Genomic DNA, 18,384 nt, shown 5'->3' with positions numbered 1-18,384 from the left:
GCTCCCGCGCGCGCTCAGGTATGTCCGCGTCGGCCGCAACCAGAGCGGCCAGGCCCCGCCGGCTCGGGGCCCAGATGACGCCGCCGCGGGCAGGGGCTCAGCCGGGGGTGTCCGCCGGCGTCTGGAGCAGGATATCCACCCGCCGATTGCGCCGGCGGCCCTCGGCGCTGGCGTTGTCGGCGATGGGCTCGGCGGCGCCGACGCCTTCGATGCGCAGGCGCTCGGCGCTCACGCCGAGACCCACCAGGGCCTCGCGCACCGCCGCCGCCCGCTCTTCGGACAGCTGCTGATTCGCCGCGGCGGCGCCGGTGGCATCGGTGTGTCCGCGCAGCACCACCTGCTGCCCCGGATGCCGCTTGAGGAAGGCCGCGATCTCGGCAAGCTCGGATTCGGCGGAAGCCGGCAGCTCGGCGGTGCCGGGGGCGAAGGCGAGCGCCGCCTCGTCCAGGCGGATCAGCACGCCGGCCGGAGTAAAGCGGGCACCGAGCCGAGCATAGTCCGCCGTCAGGCTGCCGTAGCGTTGGGCGACGTCGGCGGCCTGCTCGGCGGCGGCATCCGCGGCTGCCCGGGCGGCGGCGACGTCCGTCTCCAGCGCCTCGATGCGGTCCGTCGCGTCGGCGAAGGCGCTCGTGCGCGTGGCGAGGGTGTCGAGCCGCTCGCGGGCCGTCTCCAGCTCGGATTCCAGGGCCTCGACGCGCGCTTGCAGTGCCTCGACATCGCCTGCGCGGGCGAGCTCGGCGGCGGGCTCGGGCTGAGCTGTCGACGCAGCCGCAGCCGCCGGCGTCGGGGCCGGCGCTTGTGCCGGCCCTGCGTCGGGCGCCTGCGGCGATGCCGGCGCCGTGAGCGCTGTCTCTGCCGCCGTCTCCGGTGGCGGGTCCGCGGGCTCTGCTGGTGGCGCCGAGGGGGGCTCTGGCTTTGACGGGCTTTGGCCAGCGGATGCGCGCTGCTGTGCCAGCGGCACCCGCTCACCGTCGGTGAGGCTGTAGAGGAGGAAGAGGCCGCCGGCGAAGAGCGCGGCGAGCACACCGAGCACGATGCCGTTGCGCAGCAGCGCTCGGCTCGGTTTGACGGTGGCCGGTGTCGGGCTGGGGTGATTCATGGCTTTCTGTCTCCGTGCTGAGTGTTGGCTGGCGTGACGGCTGCGGCGGGTCCGATGCTGAAGATCAGCCGGCGCGCCGGCGCGCGGCTCACTCCGGCAGGCAGATGCCGCGCTCGTAGACGGCGCGTGCGGTCTGCACCAGCAGCAGCACGACGATGCCGGACAACATGGTCAGCAGCCCGAAGCCGAGATACAGGAAGCCGATCCGGCCCGTCTGCTCAGCCATCAGCATACTGGCGATGGCGATGGCCGCCAGCGGAAAGGAGTAGGCCCACCACGACAGGTAGAAGCGTATGCGCAGGAAGCGCGTCGCCTGCGTGGCCAGCACCACGGTGAAGAAGAGCGCCGAGAAATACAGGATCTGCGCGAAGACATCCAAGCCGCCGGTGAGGCGAACATAGGCGATGAAGCCCACCGCCGGCGGTGCCACCAGGATGAACAGCGTCGGCACCAGCCGCTCGGGCAGGGCCTGGTGGAAGAGCACCCGGTAGAAGACGATGGTCAGCAGCACCGGCCAGAGCAGAATGCCGACGCTGAAGAAGAACCAGGACACCAGGTCGTAGCCGAGCGGCACCCCTGCCACCGGCACCAGCACATTGCCCACGGCCGGAATGAACCAGGCCGGGTTCATATGCTGGACCTGAAAGTGCTCGTGGTGCATCCAAGCGTTGAACACGAACAGCGTGAAGCCGAGCTGTAGTGCCGAGCCGGCAATCCACAGCCAGCGGCTCGCCTCCGGCGCTGTGTGCAAATAGACGATGGCCAGCAACAGCAGGCTGATGGCCATGGTGGGCATGAAGTGGATGCGCACCGGGTGCTGGACCTCCGCGCGCACGGCGGCCGGATAACGGATCGTCTTGGCGACATAGACGCCGGCGAGGGCGACGAAGAGCACGCTGACGCCGCCGATGAGCCAGGGTACGAAGGGGAAGTGCTGGCCCAGCACCGACTGCGCCTTCTCCCAGCCGATGGTGAGGCCGGCGAGGCCCATGACCATGGCGAAGAAGGCGGCAGGGAAGTGCTCCAGGCGACTGCCGGGCATCTCTAGGTTGGGCGGTGCGGCGCGGGTGGGCGCCGCCGGGTTGGGCGGTGCGGCGCCGGCGGGCGCCGCCGGGCTGGTAGCGTCTGTCGACATGGTGCCTCCAAGAATCGGTTCTGCGAGGCGCCGTCTGGCCGGTTGCGTCGCGGCGGGCGCCAAGGGATGTCTAGCAGTCTAGGCAGCGCACCGGGGCATCGCATTGACAAATCTCGGAGCGAAGCACTGGGTTAAGACCGGTGAGCCGCGGATCTCCCGGCGATATGCCGGGCCTGATCCATGGTCTCAACCGGGGATTGCCGATCCGCAATTCCTTAGAAATTAGAAAACGCTAATGTACTTGCCGATAGGGTCACACCCGGCGCTTTGGCACCAGTCGATGTCCGCGCGCCGCCGGCCAAAACCTCTGGAGGCAGGACCATGAACGATTTCTCGACACAGCCGCTGGCGGTGACCGCCCGAGCCGCGGCGCGCAGCGGGCGGCGACGGGCCGGCCCGGCCCGGGCACTGCGCTGGGTACTTGGGGCGCTGTTGGCCCTATTGCTGCTGAACCTGGCGCTGATGCTTTACTGGGGCCGGCAACCGCCGGTGTTCGACGTGGTCGAGCGGGCGCAGGCGGAGGTCGCCGCGGCCGGCGGCAGCGAGACCCCGGCGGGGGTGGCGACCACGGCCGCCATCATCGGGATCGGCGACACGCTGCTGAACAAGCCGGGCGGCTTTCTGCACAATGATCGCCTGCCGCCCGGCGCCATCATGGACAACTGCCCGAGCTGGGAGTGCGGTGTGGTGATGGCGCTACGGGATGCCGTACAGGCGCTGCGCGACGATTTCACCCGCGCGCAGACCCAGTCGGTGGAGAACTTGGACGTGAAGCGCGCGGACATGAAGCTGGCTATGGACCCCAAGGCCTGGGTGCTGCCGGCGGCGGAAGATGCCTACGCCGAGGGCATTGCGGCCCTGCGGGCCTATCTCGGCGATCTGGCCAAGGGGCAGGCACGCTTCTACCCGCGGGCGGATAACCTCGCCGACTATCTGGGGCTGGTCGAGAAGCGTCTCGGAAATTTCGGCGTGCGCCTGGGGGCCGCCGCCGGCGCGACACTGGACTTGGACCCCATCGCCGGACACATCGCCGACGACGCGCTGCCGGCGTCCGGCATGCCGCTGGACCCCGCCGGCAGCGCGGTCTACGATCCCGCACGCGTCGACGACGTCTTCTTCTGCGCCCGCGGCTACAGCTGGGCCTTTTTGCACGTGCTGCGCGGCATCGAGCGGGATTTCGCCCATGTGCTGGCGGACAAGAACGCGGACATGCAGATACGCCGGATCGTCCACGACCTCGAAGGCGCCATCAAGCCCATGCGCAGCCCGGTGGTGCTGAACGGCGGCGGCTTCGGCCTGCTCGCCAACCATTCCATGGTGGCGGCGTCCTATGTGGCGCGCGTGAACGCCGCGGTGATCGACTTGGGGCTGCTACTGGAGCAGGGCTGAGGCCGCGGTCAGATCTCGGAGACCACCTTGTCGTAGAAGGCGACGAAGTCGTCCCGCTGCGGACCCTCGCGCCATTCGATGGCGGCGCGCGGGTGTTGGTTCAGCTGGCCGGTAATGTTGTAAGGCAAGAGCGGCCCCCATTCGATGTCCTGGCGCAGTGGCACCAGGTGGCTCTGGATGACCTCGATCACCGGGCGCAGGTCGAATTTGGGGTTGCGCAGGAAGCCGAGCAGCAGCTCGGTGTGGCAATTGCCGGCGCCGCGGCCGAAGCCGAGCATGGTGGCGTCCACGCGGTTGCAGCCGAGGATGATGGCCTCGATGGTGTTGGCGAAGGCGAGCTGCATGTTGTTGTGCGCATGGATGCCGATGTCCTTGCCCGTGCCCGCCAGCGCCTCCGAGTACCGGCGATAGAGCTTATCCACCTGCTCGCGGTAGAGGTGGCCGAAGCTGTCGACGATGACCATGGTGCTGGCCGGCGTCTCGGCGATGCCGGCGAGCACGGTATCGATCTCGTCGTCGGTGATGTTCGACACGGCCATCAGGTTGGCCGTGGTTTCGTAGCCCAGCTCCGCGGCATGGCGGATCATGGCCACGGCCTCCGACAGTTGATGGGCATAGAAGGCCACGCGGATCATGCTGAGCGGGCTGTCGCCGGCGGGGACGAGGTCCGTCTGCCAGTCCGACTTGCCGGCATCGGCCATGGCGGCGAGCTTGAGACCGGTGCGCTCGGCGTCGTGGTCGCCCACCACGCGCTGCAAGTCTGCCTCGTCGCAGTGGCGCCAAGGGCCGAACTTCTCGACCGGGAAGGTCTTTTTCGAATTCTTGTAGCCGATCTCCATGGCGTCGATGCCGGCGGCAACACAGGCCTCATAGACGGCCCGCACGAAGTCGTCGCTGAAGCGGTGGCCGTTCACCAGCCCGCCGTCGCGCACGGTGCAATCGAGCACCTTGAGCTCCGGCCGGTAGGTAATCCAGGGGGCTTTGTCTTCGGCCTTCGTCTCCGCCATGGTGCTCGTCTCCGCTCCGAGTTGTGTCGATCCGCCATTGTGCGCCGCAGACCGTCGCTCGGGCATTGGCATTGATCAGCTTCCGCGGTCTTGGGCGGTGCCGGCGCCCGGCGCGGTTGTTGCGCTGTGGGAGCGGCGTCGCCGTCGCGACCGGCAGGTGGAAGGCGAGGCGGGAGGCTTGCTCGGTAGGCTTCGGGCCGTGCCAGCCAGCGGCATCCCGCTCGCGCTGGGACGGCACTCCCCGGGGCGCTATCTGCACGGCACGGGCCGAAGCGTCAACAAGCGCAGGCGGTCAGCTACCAGCCGACGCGGCTGCGGCTTCTGCTCATTTCAAACTTCACCCTTCCAGCTTCATTCAAACTTCGCGATCACTCATCCCGCCCCATCTGCTCCTTCAGCAGATCGCCGAAGGTGCCCATGCGATCGTCGGGCTCCGGGGCTTCGTCGCGACGCCCGCGGCCGCCGCCGGGCTTGCCTCGGCGCTCCTGGCCGTAATCGTCCCGGGCCTGTGAGGCGTTTGTGTCTTCAGCGAGGGAAAGGCCGATGCGCTTGCGCTCGGGCTCGACCTTGAGCACGGTGGCGGTCACTTCCTGGCCGGTGCTCAGCACCTCGTCCGGATGGTTTAGGCGGCGGCCGGCGCCGAGCTCGGAGATGTGGATCATGCCCTCGAGGCCCGGCTCCAGCTCCACGAAGGCGCCAAAGGGCTGGGTGCGGGTGACGCGTCCGTCGACCCGGCTCCCGGGGGCATAGCGGGCGGTGACGTCGGACCAAGGGTCTTTGGCCAACGCGCGGATGGACAGCGCGATCTTCTGCGGGCGCTTGGGGTTACCGGTGTCCTCGATGCGCAGCACCTGGACTTCCACGTCCTGGCCCAGGCTCAGCACTTCTTCCGGGTGGCGGATGCGCGTCAGCGACATCTCGCTGATATGCACCATGCCCTCGACGCCGCCCAGATCCACGAAGGCACCGAAGTCCTTGAGGCCCACGACTTTGCCGTTGAGCACCGCGCCCTCTTGCAGCTGCTCCTTGAGGGCCTCTGCCTGGGCGGCGCGCTCGGCTTCCAGCAGCGCGCGGCGGGAGACCACCAGGTTCAGGCGTTTGCCGGCCTCGAGCTTGGTGATGCGAAAGGCGTGGTGCTGCCCGACCATGCTGGACAGGTCCTCGACGAAGCGGATGTCCGCCTGGGAGGCCGGGCAGAAGGCCCGGTGGCCGGCGATGCGCACCTCGAGCCCGCCCTTGGTGGTGCCGGTGATACTGCCCTCGACCGGCAGGCCCTGCTGGTAGGCCGCCTCCAGCTCCTCGGCGCCGTGCAGTTGCTTGCCGTGCTTGCCGCCGAGGCTGACGGCGCCGGTGTCGGCATCGACCGCGGCCACCGTGGCCTCCAGCTCGTCGCCGACGGCGACGCTAAGGTTGCCTTCCTTGTCCTTGAGGTTACCGATGTCTATGGCGCCCTCGGCCTTGCCGCCGAGGTCCACGAAGACCTGCTCTTCGCCGATGGCGATCACCTGGCCCTTGACTCGGTCGCCGGGCTTGGGCCGTTCGGCGACGGCCTGCTCGGTTTTCTCCAGCTCCCGTAACAGGGCCTCGAACTCACTCTCGTCTGTCATCTCTCTTGGCCTGTCTGGGGGGCCGGGCTGGTCTCTACGGCGCGCCGGTTGATTGTCGGCAGTTGCGCTAGTGGTGATGGTCGTGGCCGTGCGGGCACGGCTCACTGGTGGGCAGACCACCGCGATCGGTCACTTCGTCGCGGTAGTCGATGAAATCCTGTAGGTGGGCGACGAGCCGCTCGGTGAGGGCGGCGTCGTCGGTGTGCCCATGGGCGTGGCCGTCGGTGCCGTTGGCGTGGCTGCCCCTGGCCTGAGCCTGCGCCTGAGCGATGGCGAGGTCCGGTGCGACCATTTCCAGAACCACATAAGCCAGCAGGCCTTCGGCGATGAGCTGCGCCGCCTGTGCCCGCCATTGCGGCCATTCCGCGTTCAAGGCGCTCGCCTCGGCGGAATCCAGGCGGCCGACTTGCTCAGCCACCCAAGCGTTGACGAGGCGGCGTGGCTCCGGGCCCGGCTCGGGCGAAGCGCTGGCGTTGGGGGTGGACATGGGGCTGGCGCTGAAGGGCGGTGGGCCTGGCGCTGCGGGATCGGCACGGCGACGATTGTCTGTGAATTCTAACCATCCCGGACGGCGGGAGCTAGCGTTTAGCCGTCATCGGTTGACCAGTATCCAAAGATCGGGGCGGGCCCGAGGCCTGCGCAGGCGAAGCGCTGCTTCCTGAGCTAGGAAATCGGTTGCCGGTGCTCATCCGCATCAGCGCAGCGAGGCGGCGAGGCGCAGCATACCCTTGAGGTCGATTGTGCCGACGTGCCGATAACCCACGCGCAGCTTCGGCAGCACCGCCACCTTGCCCTCCAGACGGTAGCGCCAGGGCTGCGGCGTCAGCGCGAGCTTCGGCAGCGTGCGCGCCAGGTGACGGGCGTCACCGCTGACCATGACTTCCATGTCTGCTTCGCCCCGCGCCGGCACTCGCCGCCGCAGGTCGGCGTCGCCGGCGGCGATGTGCTGCTCTTCCAGCCAGAGCCTGTAGGTCATAGCGAAGACGGGCAGGGGGATGGGATTCGGGTTCTGCACCCGCAGACCCACGCGCAGGCGCTGCTCGCCGGCGCTGAGCTGATCGGGGCGCACGGCGGTGAGCTTCACGTCGGGCGGCTCCAGGCCGCGGATCAGCCAAGCCAGTGCGGCAGCCGCCAGGAGCAGGACGATGCCGATCAACAGCCAGCTCAGCACGATGCCATTCCTCTCGCGTTCGTGTCAGCCGGCGACATGCAGGTGGACCTCGCACAGCGAATGGGTGATAAGGGCGCGAGCCGCAGCGCGGCCTGTTCGGCGGCCACCTGCAAGGGCACACTGGTAGCGGCCGCGGCCGTTACCAGAAGCCGGTCCGACTGCGCCGTGGCCGCGATGCCGACGGCGTCGGCGAGGGCCGGCAGGTTGGCCATGGCCGTTTGCGGATAGCTTACCCGTTTCGGTCAGGGTTTTCCGGTCGTGGAGGACGCCAGCCTGGGCAGACACTGCGCTGGATCATGGCGGCTCGCAGCCAAGCCTCTAAGGTCGGTGAAAGATTTGCTGGATCAAGGCAATACAAGTATATTAGAAAAGTCTAATACATTTTCGGGAAGACGATGCCATGAATGTGCAACCACAGACACCGCGCCTGCTGGCGCTGCTGGCGGTCGTTTTCGCACCGCCGGTGCTCGCGGCGGGCGATGCGCCGCCGGCCGCCGCAGCGGCGGAGCTGGAGACCGCGGAGGTCAGCCACCGCACCGTGCCGCGGGAGTATCGGCTCGACGGCGTCGTCGAGGCGGTGAACCGTACCACGGTCTCCGCCCAGACCCAGGGGCAGGTGGAAGAGATCCTCTACGACGTGGACGACTTCGTCGAGAAGGGCGAGATCCTCGTGCGCCTGCGCGACAACCAGCACCGTGCCCGGGTCGCTCAGGCCGCCGCGGAGCTCAAGTCGGCGACGGCGGAGCTTGCGCGCGCGGAAGACGCCTACGCCCGCGTCGAGGGGCTGTACAAGAACGAGAACGTCTCCGAGTCGGAAATGGACCGGGCCACGGCGGAGCTGGCCAGCGCCGAGGCCCGGCTGGACGCGGCCCAGGCAGCCTTGGAGCAGGCGCGGGAGCAGCTTCAGTACACGCGCATTCGTGCCCCCTACTCCGGCATCGTCACCAACCGCCACGTCGAGCTGGGCGAGATCGCGAGCCCCGGCCAGCCGGTCATGACCGGCATCTCGCTGGAGGAGCTGCGGGTCACCGTGGACGTGCCGCAGAGCGTCATTCCGGCGGTGCGCAAGATCGGCGAGGTGAACGTCTACCTACCGAACGGCCTCCAAGAGACCGAGCCCGATGTCACTGTGGTGCAGCCCGAGCGCATCACCGTCTTCCCGTACGCGGACATGGGCTCCAACACCTTCAAGGTGCGGCTGGATCTGCCCTCGGATCTGGTGGATCTCTTCCCGGGCATGTTCGTCAAGACGGGCTTCGTCACCGGTAAAAAGGATGAGCTCACGGTGCCAAGGGACGCCGTCGTCTATCGCTCCGAGGTTACGGGTGTCTATGTGGTGGACCCGGCAGGCAAGGTGCACTTCCGCCAGATCCGCGTCGGGCGCAAGCACGGCGACGAGCTGGTGGTCCTGTCCGGCCTGATGCCGGGTGAAACCGTGGCGTTGGATCCCATCGCCGCCGGTGTCGCGCTGAAGGCCCAGGCCAGAGCCCAGGCCCAAGCGCAGGCGGAGGGCAACCAGGATGGCTGACACCGAGACCCCGGCTGCCGGCGACAGGGACGCCGGCGGCGGCCACGCCGACAGCGGCGGGGGCGGCGGCCTCGGCCTGTCCGGCCGCATCGCCGCCCAGTTCCAGAACACCGAGATCACGCCCTTGCTGGCTGTGGTCGGCCTGCTGCTCGGCCTGTTCGCCATCCTGGTAACGCCGCGGGAGGAGGAGCCGCAGATCAATGTCACCTTCGCCGATGTGTTCATCCCGTTCCCGGGGGCGTCGGCCACGGAAGTGGAGCATTTGATTGCCGGCCCTGCCGAGCAGGTGCTCTCCGAGATCAAGGGCGTCAAGCACATCTACTCGATCTCGCGCCCGGGCATGGCCGTGGTGACGGTGCAGTTTCGCGTTGGCGAGGACCGCACCGACGCCATTGTGCGCCTGCACAGCAAGATCCAATCCAACGAGGATTGGCTGCCGCCGAACCTCGGCGTCGGACAGCCGATCATCAAACCCAAGGGCATCGACGATGTGCCCATTCTGACGGCGACCCTCTGGTCCAAAGACCAAGCCGTCGGCGCCTACGAGCTCGGTAAGGTGGCGCATGCCATCGAGCAGGAGATCAAGCGCGTCGAAGGCACCCGCGACGTCTACACCCTGGGCGTGCCGGAGCAGGTGGTGCGGGTGATTCTTGACCCCCAGGCGCTCGCCGCCCACGGCATCGACATCACCGACCTGCGCCGGGCCCTTCAGGCCAGCAACACCATCCGCGACGACATCGGCGTCGTGGCCGACAACACCGAGGTGCTGGTGCAGGCCGGCACCTTCTTGACCGACCCCCAGGGCATCGGAGAGCTGGTGGTGGGCCTGCACGGCGGGCGGCCCGTCTACCTGCGCGACGTCGCCCGGGTAGAGCGCGGCCCCGAGGAGCCCGAGACCTATGTCTGGATGGGCATGGGCCCGGGCGCCGCCCGCAGCGACGGGGACGCTGGCGAGTGCGCACTCGCCATGGGCTGTGCGACGCCCGCCGTGACCATCGCCGTGGCCAAGAAGGAGGGCGAGAACGCCGTGGACATTGCCGCGCGCGTGGTGGAGCGCTTCGGCCAGCTCCAGGGCACCTTCATCCCCGAGGGCGTCGAGGTCAGCATCACCCGCAACTATGGTGAGACCGCCGATGCCAAGGCCAAGAAGCTCATCACCAAGCTGGCGTTCGCCACCACTAGCGTCGTGGTGCTGGTGCTCTTGGCCCTCGGCTGGCGCGAAGCGCTCATCGTCGGTGCCGCCGTCATCGTCACCTTGGCCCTGACGCTGTTTGCGAGCTGGGCCTACGGCTTCACGCTGAACCGGGTGTCGCTGTTCGCGCTCATTTTCTCCATCGGCATCCTGGTGGACGACGCCATCGTCGTCGTCGAGAACATCCACCGGCACATGGCGCTCTGGCCGCGCAAGAGACTGCTGGAGCTGATGCCAGGCGCCGTGGACGAGGTGGGCAGCCCGACCATCCTGGCCACCTTCACCGTCATCGCAGCATTGCTGCCCATGGCCTTCGTCACCGGGCTGATGGGGCCCTACATGAGCCCCATCCCCATCAACGCCTCGATGGGCATGCTCATCTCCCTGGTGGTGGCCTTCGTGTTCACGCCCTGGATGAGCAACTTCCTGCTCGGCAAGCGCCACGATGCCGCGGCAGCGTCCGGGGAGCCCGCGCACGGGCACCACGAAGAAGGCGGCAGCGATGTCTTGAAGCGCCTGTTCAACACCCTCATCGGCCCCTTCCTGGCGGGCGGCCGCGGCAAGCTCAACCGCTGGCTGTTGCTGGCGGGCCTGCTGCTGCTCATCGCGGGCTCGCTCCTGCTCGCCGTGAACCGGGTGGTGATCATGAAAATGCTGCCCTTCGACAACAAGAGCGAATTCCAGGTGGTGCTGGACATGCCCGAGGGCACCAGCCTGGAACAGACCGCCCGCGTGCTCGGCGAGATGGGCAGATACCTGAGCACCGTCCCCGAAGTGGCCAACTACCAGGTCTACGCCGGCACCGCCGCGCCCATCAACTTCAATGGCCTGGTACGCCAGTACTACCTGCGCGAAGGCCCGCACCTGGGCGATATCCAGGTGAACCTGGTGGACAAGCACCACCGCGACGACAAGAGCCACAAGATTGCGCTCAAGCTGCGCGAGCCGCTCCAAGAGATCGCAAGGCAATACGACGGCAACGCCAAGATCGTCGAGATCCCGCCCGGTCCGCCGGTGCTCTCGCCGCTGGTGGCCGAGGTCTACGGCATCGACTACGACGGCCAGATCGCCATCGCCAAGCAGGTGCGTGACGTCTTCGGCGAGACGGCCGACATCGTCGACATCGACGACTCCGTGGAATACCCGTCCGAGAAGGTGCTCGTAGTCGTGGACCGCGCCAAGGCCGCGCGTCTGGGCGTGGAGCAGGCCAGCGTCGCCCAAGCCCTGTCGACGGTCTTGGAAGGCGAGGACATGAGCTTCCTGCACGGCGCCAACGTCAAATACGCCGTGCCCATCCGCGTCGAATACGCCGCCGCCGACAAGGCCGACCTGGAGCAGGTGCTGGCCCTGCGGGTGCGCTCCCGGGGCGGGCAGTTAGTGCCCCTGTCGGAGATCGTCGACGTGGTGGAGACCACCCGCGCCCACAGCATCTATCACAAGGACCTGCTGCCCGTGGTCTATGTCACCGGCGACATGGCCGGGCCCATCGACAGCCCGCTGTACGGGCTGTTCGCCATCGCCGGGCAGCTCACCGATGACCTTGGCCTGCCGCAGTGGTACATCCAACAGCCGGACAATCCCTATGAGTTCAGCGTCAAATGGGACGGCGAATGGCAGATCACCTATGAGACCTTCCGCGACATGGGGCTGGCCTACGCCATCGGCCTGCTGCTGATCTACCTGCTGGTGGTGGCCCAATTCCGCAGCTACCTGGTACCGCTGGTGATCATGGCGCCGATTCCGCTGACCATCATCGGCATCATGCCCGGCCACGCCCTGCTCGGTGCCCAGTTCACCGCCACCAGCATGATCGGCATGATCGCGCTCGCCGGCATCATCGTGCGCAACTCCATCCTGCTGGTGGACTTCATCAACCAGCAGGTGCGCGCGGGTGACAGCCTGGAGCAGGCCGTGGTGGACTCCGCCATCGTCCGCGCCAAGCCCATTGCGCTCACGGCGCTTGCCGCCATGGCCGGCGCCGCCTTCATCCTCGACGACCCGATCTTCTCGGGCCTGGCGGTGTCGCTGCTGTTCGGCCTGTTCGTCTCCACCGTGCTGACGCTGGTGGTGATCCCCGTCGTCTACTACGGGGTGATGCGCAAGCGGGTGGAGTGGATTAGGACGGCGACTGGATGAGGTTCAGCGTGCCGGCATCGGACCGGCAGGACCGAGATCGCAGCCGCCAGGGATGGCGGCGCATGTGCGGACAAAACGAAAGCGCTTGGCGCCGGGGCATGGCCCGGCATGGGCATGTCTTGATCTCCAATCCGGGCTCCAACTGCATCAGACCGCGCAGCGCCAGCGCATAGGCAGCGATGCGCTCGCTCCTGGGAGATAAGTATACCGTCCCTAAAATCTATGACGCAGCGGAGGCTCAGCCGTGCTGACTGCTGCGGCTGTTTGGGCGCCTCGTCAGCAAAGGGCAGGCTCGACACCTATGTTGTTGCGCCCGTGGCCCGCCTTCAGCGCAGGAGGTCTTCGATGCTGTCTTCGGTGAGAGTCCGCTCGGAGCAGAGCAACAGGGTGTGGGGGCCTGCAGCTGCGCCCCGTGGGAGCGGCGTCCTCGCCGCGATTGGCCTCGATCGCGCCGGGGACGGCGCTGCCAGAGCGTTGGGCGGCCTCACGATCAGCGCCGAGCGGTCATCTCTCACCAGGGAGGCCAGCCCACTGGCCAGGGCCACAGCGGTGTGCTCTTGGCGCTGAGCAAGAGCACCGCGGCCAAGCCCACGGCCACGGCTAGCAGCAGCACCGGCAATTGGCGGCGCAGCCAGCCCTCGGCGGACGTCAGCGCATCCAGGCCGGTGGCGCCGTCGTGCTCGCGTGCAACCCACCAGGCGACCCAGGCCGCTTGCCAGGCGGCGAGTCTGCGCAGCAGGCCGTGGATGAGGCGCCCCAGCCAGCGCCCGGCGGCGGCCAAGGGCCACCAGAGATCGCCGGCGGGCAGGCGTTGGCTGAGCCATGGTGCCACCCGGCGCAGGCTCCAGCCGAGGATGCAGGACAACAGCAGCCCGAGCCCGAGCGGCCAGAGCAGGGCGGGTAGGGCGCTCAGCGGAGGCCAGGCATCGCCACCGGCGCGCTCGCCGGTGAGCCAGCCGGCCCAGAACGGCAGGCCGAGCGCGGCGAGCACGCTCAGCAGCCAGGCCATCGGCATCGGCGCGAGCGACGGCCCATTAGCGGCGTTCGCTTGCGAGCGCTCAAGCCACTGGCGCCATAGTGCCCGCACCATCAGCGCCGTGGTGCCCGCGGCGGCCAGGCTCAGCCAGAAGGCGACGGTCTTCTCGCCAGCCGTGTCCAGCGCCGTCTTGGCACCCCACTTGGTGATCAGCCCGGAGCCCAGTGCGCCGCTCAGCGACAGCGCCGGCAGCGTCAACAGGGACCACAGCAGCCAGGTTGGCCAGGGCGGCGCTCGCTCGCTGATGCCGACACCGAGAAACAACGCGCCCTTGGTCAGTCCATGGTGGGCGGCGAACAACACCACCAGTGCGCCGACCGCGGGCCAGCTGTCCGGCTGCAACAGCCCCAGCGCCACCAGCGCCGTGATCATGCCCATCTGGCTGACGCTCGAATAGGCCAGCACCGCCTTCGGTTTGGGCTGTGCGACGCCCCACAACGCCGCCGCGAACGCACCGAGCAGGCCGGCCCAGAACATCGCCAGCCCCAGCTCGCGAAAGGACCCGTCGACGCCGGTCATCCCCAGCGGCAGCGTGCTGAGCCAACCCACCAGTCCCGCCTTGATCATGACGCCGCTGAGCACGGCGCTGGCCGGTGTCGGTGCCACCGGATGCGCCAACGCCAGCCACAGGTGCAGACCGATGACCCCGGCCTTGACGCCGAAGCCGAGCCAGAGCAGGAGCCCCATCCACACACCCGCGTCGGCCGTCGCCAGGGTCGTGCGCAGCTCAGACAGGGTGAGTGCCGAGCCGCTGCCGGCAGCCCAGAGCAGGCCGGCCAGGAGCACGCCCTCGCCGAGCACGGCCATGACCAGATAGGCCAAGCCGCCGGTGCGCGCCGCGCGGGTGCCGGTGTGGATCACCAGCGGAAAAGCCGCAAAGGTCATCAGTGCGAAGCCGAGGTAGAAGCTGGCGATATCCTCGGCCACGAGCAGCAGCAGATTGCCGCAGAGCGTCAGCGGCCAGAACAGCGCGAACCGCAGCAGGCGCGAGCGGCTCTCCTGATCGCCGGCCAGCGCGCGCGTCTGCTCGCCGGCGAGGTAGCCGCGGGCATACCAGCCCGAGAGTCCCCACAGCAGCGCCGTGAAGGTCAGCAAGAGTCGGCGCTGCTCATCCAGCGCCCAGTGCCCGCCGAAGAGCCAGGCCTCGAGCCAAAGGCTGCCTTCCGCGCTCAGCAAGGCCAGCAGCAGCGCCGGCGCGGGCGCGCTGATCCAGAGCCAGTCCAGGTGCGCCCGTGGCCGCTCGGGGGCGATCAGCGCCCGCAGCAGCACGCGCACCGCCAGCAACAGCGGCCACAGCAAGGCCGCGACGAGCAGGGGCGCGAGCAGCTGGGGCGCGAGGTGCAGCGCAGTCATGGCGCGAGGTAATTCTGATTCGCCACCCGGGTCGCCCACTGCAAGGGGCTGAAGGGTAGGCCCGCCAGCATCCCGCCCAGTAGACTCAACAGCGCTGTGACCAGCGCCGGCACCAGCAGCCAAGCGCTGGTCTCCAGCCGGCTCGGCGCGCGCTCCGCCGGCCACGCGCCGATGCCATGGGCCGGTCCGCGGCGGAACCAGAGGCGATCGACGATGGGCAGGAAGTAGGCCGCGTTGAGCAGGGTGCTGGCCACGAGCACGGCGATGACCCAGGGCATCTCGGCCTGCACAGCGCCCATGCCCAGCGTCCACTTGGTGATGAAGCCCACCAGCGGCGGCATGCCGATCATGCCCAGCGCGCCGACGGTGAACGCCAGGCTGCTCAGCGGCATGCGCCGGCCGACGCCGTCCAGCTCATCGATGCGATGAATGCCCAGCTCTTCGGCGTAATTGCCGGCGCAGAAGAACAGGGTGACCTTCATCAGCCCCTGATGCAGCAGATGGGCGAGCGCGGCAATGGTCCCCAGCGGTCCGAACAGACCGATGCCGAGGACGATGTAGGACACCTGGCTCACCGTGGAAAAGGCGAGCCGGGGCTTGAGCTCCTGCTGGGTCAGCGCGCGCACTGAGCCATAGACGATGGTCACGGCGGCGATCACCACCAGCCCATCGAGCACGCCCAGGGCCGCGCTGAAGCCGATGCCATAGACGTCGTAGACCAGCCGTACAATGCCGAAGGCGCCCGCCTTGACCACCGCCACCGCATGCAGCAGGGCGCTGACCGGTGCCGGCGCCACCATCGCCCGCGGCAGCCAGCCATGCAGCGGCACCAGCGCCGCTTTTACGCCGAAGCCCAGGATCAGCACCCAGAACAGACCGATCAGCAGGCCGTGATGGCTGGGATCGAGCGCGGCCAAGGACTCGTACTGACCGAAGCGCTGGTCACCGGCCAAGATCTGCAAGGCGACCATGCCGATCATCAGCACCAGCCCTGCGCTGAGCGTATAGCGCAGGTAGACGGTGGCCGCGGCCAGGGCCTGGGGCGTGCCGCGATGGGCCACCAGCGGATAGGTGGACAGCGTCAGCAGCTCGTAGAAAATCAGCAGGGTGAACAGGTTGCCGGCCAAGCTGATGCCGAGGGTGCTGGCGACGCACAGGCTGAAGAAGCCGAAGAAGCGCCGGCGGTTGGGTGAGTCCTCGAGGTAGCCAATGGCATAGATGGTGGTGAACAGCCACAGCAGCGAGGACAGCCCGGCGAAGGTGAGCCCGAGCGCGTCCACCCGCAGGACGAAGCTCAGACCCTCGGCCACCGGAAACTCGACCGCGTAGACCTCCCCGGCGATCAGACCCCGCGCCATCCAGATCACCAGCACCAGCTTGACCAGTGCGGCAGCGAGATTGAGCACCGTCCGGGTGCGCACGGCCCCCTCCGGCAAGACAAAGATCACCGCCGCGGTGAGCAGGGAGCTGGCCAGCGTGGCCAGCGGCAGGAAGGCGCTCATGGCAGCCCCGCTGGAGCCAGAGCAGCGAGCGGCCAGGCGGCCGCCAGACCCAGCCCGATGGCGGCCAGCGCCAGCGCCAAGGCGATGAGCTCCATTGCCAGCGGCAGCTCGCGGAAAACGGGCTCGGGGACATCCTCGACGAACGAGCAGCGCAGCACCCGGAACACATAGGCGGCGCTGAGCAGCGTGCCCAGCGCCAGCACCAGCACCCAGGGCCATTGGCCCGCGGCCAGCGAGGCCTGCAGCCACAGCCACTTGGCGGTGAAGCCGGCGCTGGGCGGCAGCCCCATGATGGTGACCGCCGCGAGTCCGAAGGTCATCAGCGACAGCGGCAGCCGGCGGCTGGTCCCCGTCAGTCCCTCCAGACGCTGCGCGCCGGTGGAGAGCAACAGATTGCCCGCAGCCATGAACATGGCCGCCTTGGCCAGCGCATGTCCGGCGAGCTGCACCCAGGTTGCCTGCCAGGCCATCGCCGCGACGCCCGCGCTGGTGCCGGCCAGCAACGGGAAGGCCAGCATCAAGTACCCCAATTGGCCGATGGTAGACCAGGCCACGAGCTGCTTGAGCCCCGCCGCGCGACAGGCCTGCACCCCGCCCCAGAGCACCGCCAGGCTGCCGAGCACGCCCAGCGCCCAGGCACCGGCGATGGCCTCCGGCAGCAGGAGCCGCCAGAGCAGCAGCAGGATGAAGAATGAGGCCTTGACCACCAGGGCACCGTGGATTGCACTGACTGGGGTCCAGGCGCTGCCATGCACCGGCGCCAGCCAGCTGTGCAGGGGCACGATCGCCGCTTTCAGCAGCAGCCCGCTGGCCAGCAGCGCAACGGCGATCTGGGTGACCGGGTCGGGCTGGGCCACCGCCCCCAGCCCCGCCAGATCGAGCCGGCCCCAGGCGCCGAGCAGCAGGGCGATGCCGAGCAGCCAGGTGAGCGAGCCGACCAGCGCGAACAGCAGATAGCGCAGACCCGCGCTGAGGGCTTCGGCGCTGCCGGGGAGCAGCATCATGCCGACGGCGCAGAGTCCCATCAGCTCCAGTCCGACATAGAGCAGCAGGAGATCGGCCGCGATCCAGATCAGCCCCAGCCCCAGCCCCAGGCCGCCCAGCAGGGGCCAGAGCCAGGCATAGGCGCGCCTGCCGAGGATGGTGGCACGGGCATAGCCGACGGCATAGAGGGCGCTGGCCAGCAGCAAGAGCTGCGTCAACAGCCCTAACAAGGCGGCCAGTCCGTCCAAGCGCCAGTGCAATGTGAGTGGACCGAGCGTCAGGCGTCCTGCCATTGGCCCCGCCTCGATACCGAGTAGCAGCCAGAGCGCCATCAGCGGTAACGGCAGGACAACGAGCAGCACCAGGCCACTGTGACGCGGGGGGCTGGCCCAGGCCAGCAGGCCAAGGGCCAAGGGTGCGAGCAACAGCCAGAGCAGGTGCAGCGGCAGTGGACTCATGGACCCGAGCCCGAGCCAGCAGGGGAAGCGCCACTCAGGGTGATCTGGCCTGCCTGTGCATGCAGGCGCAGCAGCAGAACGGCGCCGAGGATCGAGCCGAGCAGCGCCACCACCAAGCCCACCAGGATCAGCCCCCGCACCTCGGCCACGGGCCCGGCGAGCCCCGCCAAGAGCAAGAAGACCCCTGAGCCGAGCAGATTGAAGGCCAACAGCCGGCGCAGCAAGTGGCGCTGAATAGTGAAGGCCCAGAGCCCAAGGCCCATGATCAGCACACCGGTTGCGGCCAACAGCGTGGTCGCCGACGCCGGCGGTGTCAGCGCGTCAACGCCGAGCAGCCAGATCAGGGCGATGCCGGCTAGACCCAGCCAGCTCAGGATCAGCAGCCAGCGCAGCGGGGCGGTGGAGCGTGCCCGCTGCGGTGTCTCATCCACTGGCGCCAGGCGCGGCAGCGCGCCGCGACCGCGCAGTGTCCACAGCAGCGTGCCGCCGGTCAGGAGCGCCCCGAGCAGCGCCTCGGCCAGCGCGAGCCACGGCGCCCCGAGCAGCAGCCAGGCCAGGGCCATCAGCAGCGCGAAGGCCACGAGCCCGAGGCAGGCACGCCACAGGTGCCGCTGCAGGAGGCAGAAACCGGCCGTCAGGAGCAATAGCCCCGCCAGTCCCCAGGCTTCGATTGGAGCCATGACCACTGAATGCGCCCCGTGACGGGTGGGTAGAGATACTGGGGATCAGAGCGATGTCGGGGCTGCGATCAAGGAATGAGGATGATACGGTGACAGTATACTTATTT

The 18,384-nt window shown here is 68.5% G+C and carries 14 protein-coding genes; 3 read left to right on the top strand and 11 right to left on the bottom strand.

Annotated elements, in window-relative coordinates; genetic code table 11:
- Positions 1-97: 97 nt before the first annotated feature.
- Positions 98-1,099, bottom strand: a complete 1,002-nt coding sequence (locus CKO31_RS01515; RefSeq protein ID WP_200233352.1) for an OmpA family protein — start codon at positions 1,097-1,099, stop codon at positions 98-100.
- Between the two features lie 88 nt (positions 1,100-1,187).
- Positions 1,188-2,141 carry an SLAC1 anion channel family protein gene (locus CKO31_RS01510; RefSeq protein WP_242475068.1) on the bottom strand — a complete coding sequence of 318 codons (954 nt, stop codon included), beginning with the start codon at positions 2,139-2,141 and terminating at the stop codon, positions 1,188-1,190.
- Between the two features lie 414 nt (positions 2,142-2,555).
- Here CKO31_RS01510 and CKO31_RS01505 point away from each other — a divergent pair, with 414 nt between their 5' ends.
- On the top strand, positions 2,556-3,623 hold the full coding sequence (locus CKO31_RS01505) for a DUF2333 family protein (RefSeq protein WP_200233350.1): 1,068 nt from the start codon (positions 2,556-2,558) through the stop codon (positions 3,621-3,623).
- A gap of 8 nt (positions 3,624-3,631) precedes the next feature.
- Here the strand turns inward: CKO31_RS01505 and CKO31_RS01500 are convergent, their stop codons facing one another.
- From CKO31_RS01500 to CKO31_RS01480, 5 genes are all read right to left on the bottom strand, one after another.
- Complete coding sequence (locus CKO31_RS01500; protein WP_200233349.1) at positions 3,632-4,630, bottom strand: aldolase catalytic domain-containing protein; 999 nt, start codon at positions 4,628-4,630, stop codon at positions 3,632-3,634.
- A 368-nt stretch (positions 4,631-4,998) separates the two neighbouring features.
- Positions 4,999-6,237, bottom strand: a complete 1,239-nt coding sequence (gene rpsA, locus CKO31_RS01495) for a 30S ribosomal protein S1 (protein WP_200233348.1) — start codon at positions 6,235-6,237, stop codon at positions 4,999-5,001.
- Positions 6,238-6,304: 67 nt separating this feature from the next.
- A complete protein-coding gene (locus CKO31_RS01490; protein WP_200233347.1) occupies positions 6,305-6,724 on the bottom strand; it encodes a hypothetical protein in 420 nt (139 codons plus the stop codon).
- 207 nt (positions 6,725-6,931) lie between these two features.
- Complete coding sequence (locus CKO31_RS01485; protein WP_200233346.1) at positions 6,932-7,408, bottom strand: LEA/WHy family protein; 477 nt, start codon at positions 7,406-7,408, stop codon at positions 6,932-6,934.
- On the bottom strand, positions 7,402-7,620 hold the full coding sequence (locus CKO31_RS01480) for a hypothetical protein (protein WP_200233344.1): 219 nt from the start codon (positions 7,618-7,620) through the stop codon (positions 7,402-7,404). Before CKO31_RS01480 ends, CKO31_RS01485 begins: the two co-directional genes overlap by 7 nt.
- A 188-nt stretch (positions 7,621-7,808) precedes the next feature.
- On the opposite strand from CKO31_RS01480, the gene CKO31_RS01475 reads away from it, so the two are divergent.
- On the top strand, positions 7,809-8,936 hold the full coding sequence (locus CKO31_RS01475) for an efflux RND transporter periplasmic adaptor subunit (RefSeq protein ID WP_200233343.1): 1,128 nt from the start codon (positions 7,809-7,811) through the stop codon (positions 8,934-8,936).
- Entirely contained in the window at positions 8,929-12,264 is a 3,336-nt protein-coding gene (locus CKO31_RS01470; protein ID WP_200233342.1) for an efflux RND transporter permease subunit, read from the top strand. The genes CKO31_RS01475 and CKO31_RS01470 overlap by 8 nt, the downstream gene beginning before the upstream one ends.
- A gap of 511 nt (positions 12,265-12,775) precedes the next feature.
- Here CKO31_RS01470 and CKO31_RS01465 read toward each other — a convergent pair.
- Genes CKO31_RS01465 through CKO31_RS01450 form a run of 4 tightly spaced genes read right to left on the bottom strand, consistent with a single transcriptional unit; the run spans position 12,776 to position 18,277 of the window.
- On the bottom strand, positions 12,776-14,653 hold the full coding sequence (locus tag CKO31_RS01465; RefSeq protein ID WP_200233341.1) for a proton-conducting transporter transmembrane domain-containing protein: 1,878 nt from the start codon (positions 14,651-14,653) through the stop codon (positions 12,776-12,778).
- Positions 14,650-16,155, bottom strand: coding sequence for a complex I subunit 5 family protein (locus CKO31_RS01460; protein ID WP_200233340.1), 1,506 nt, complete (start codon positions 16,153-16,155; stop codon positions 14,650-14,652). The genes CKO31_RS01465 and CKO31_RS01460 overlap by 4 nt, the downstream gene beginning before the upstream one ends.
- Positions 16,152-17,597, bottom strand: a complete 1,446-nt coding sequence (locus tag CKO31_RS01455; protein WP_200233339.1) for a complex I subunit 5 family protein — start codon at positions 17,595-17,597, stop codon at positions 16,152-16,154. The genes CKO31_RS01460 and CKO31_RS01455 overlap by 4 nt, the downstream gene beginning before the upstream one ends.
- Positions 17,594-18,277, bottom strand: coding sequence for a hydrogenase subunit MbhD domain-containing protein (locus CKO31_RS01450; RefSeq protein WP_200233338.1), 684 nt, complete (start codon positions 18,275-18,277; stop codon positions 17,594-17,596). The genes CKO31_RS01455 and CKO31_RS01450 overlap by 4 nt, the downstream gene beginning before the upstream one ends.
- Positions 18,278-18,384: the final 107 nt, after the last annotated feature.

Source organism: Thiohalocapsa halophila (assembly GCF_016583825.1).
GTDB classification, from domain to species: domain Bacteria; phylum Pseudomonadota; class Gammaproteobacteria; order Chromatiales; family Chromatiaceae; genus Thiohalocapsa; species Thiohalocapsa halophila.
This window is presented reverse-complemented; position numbering and strand designations above follow the sequence as displayed.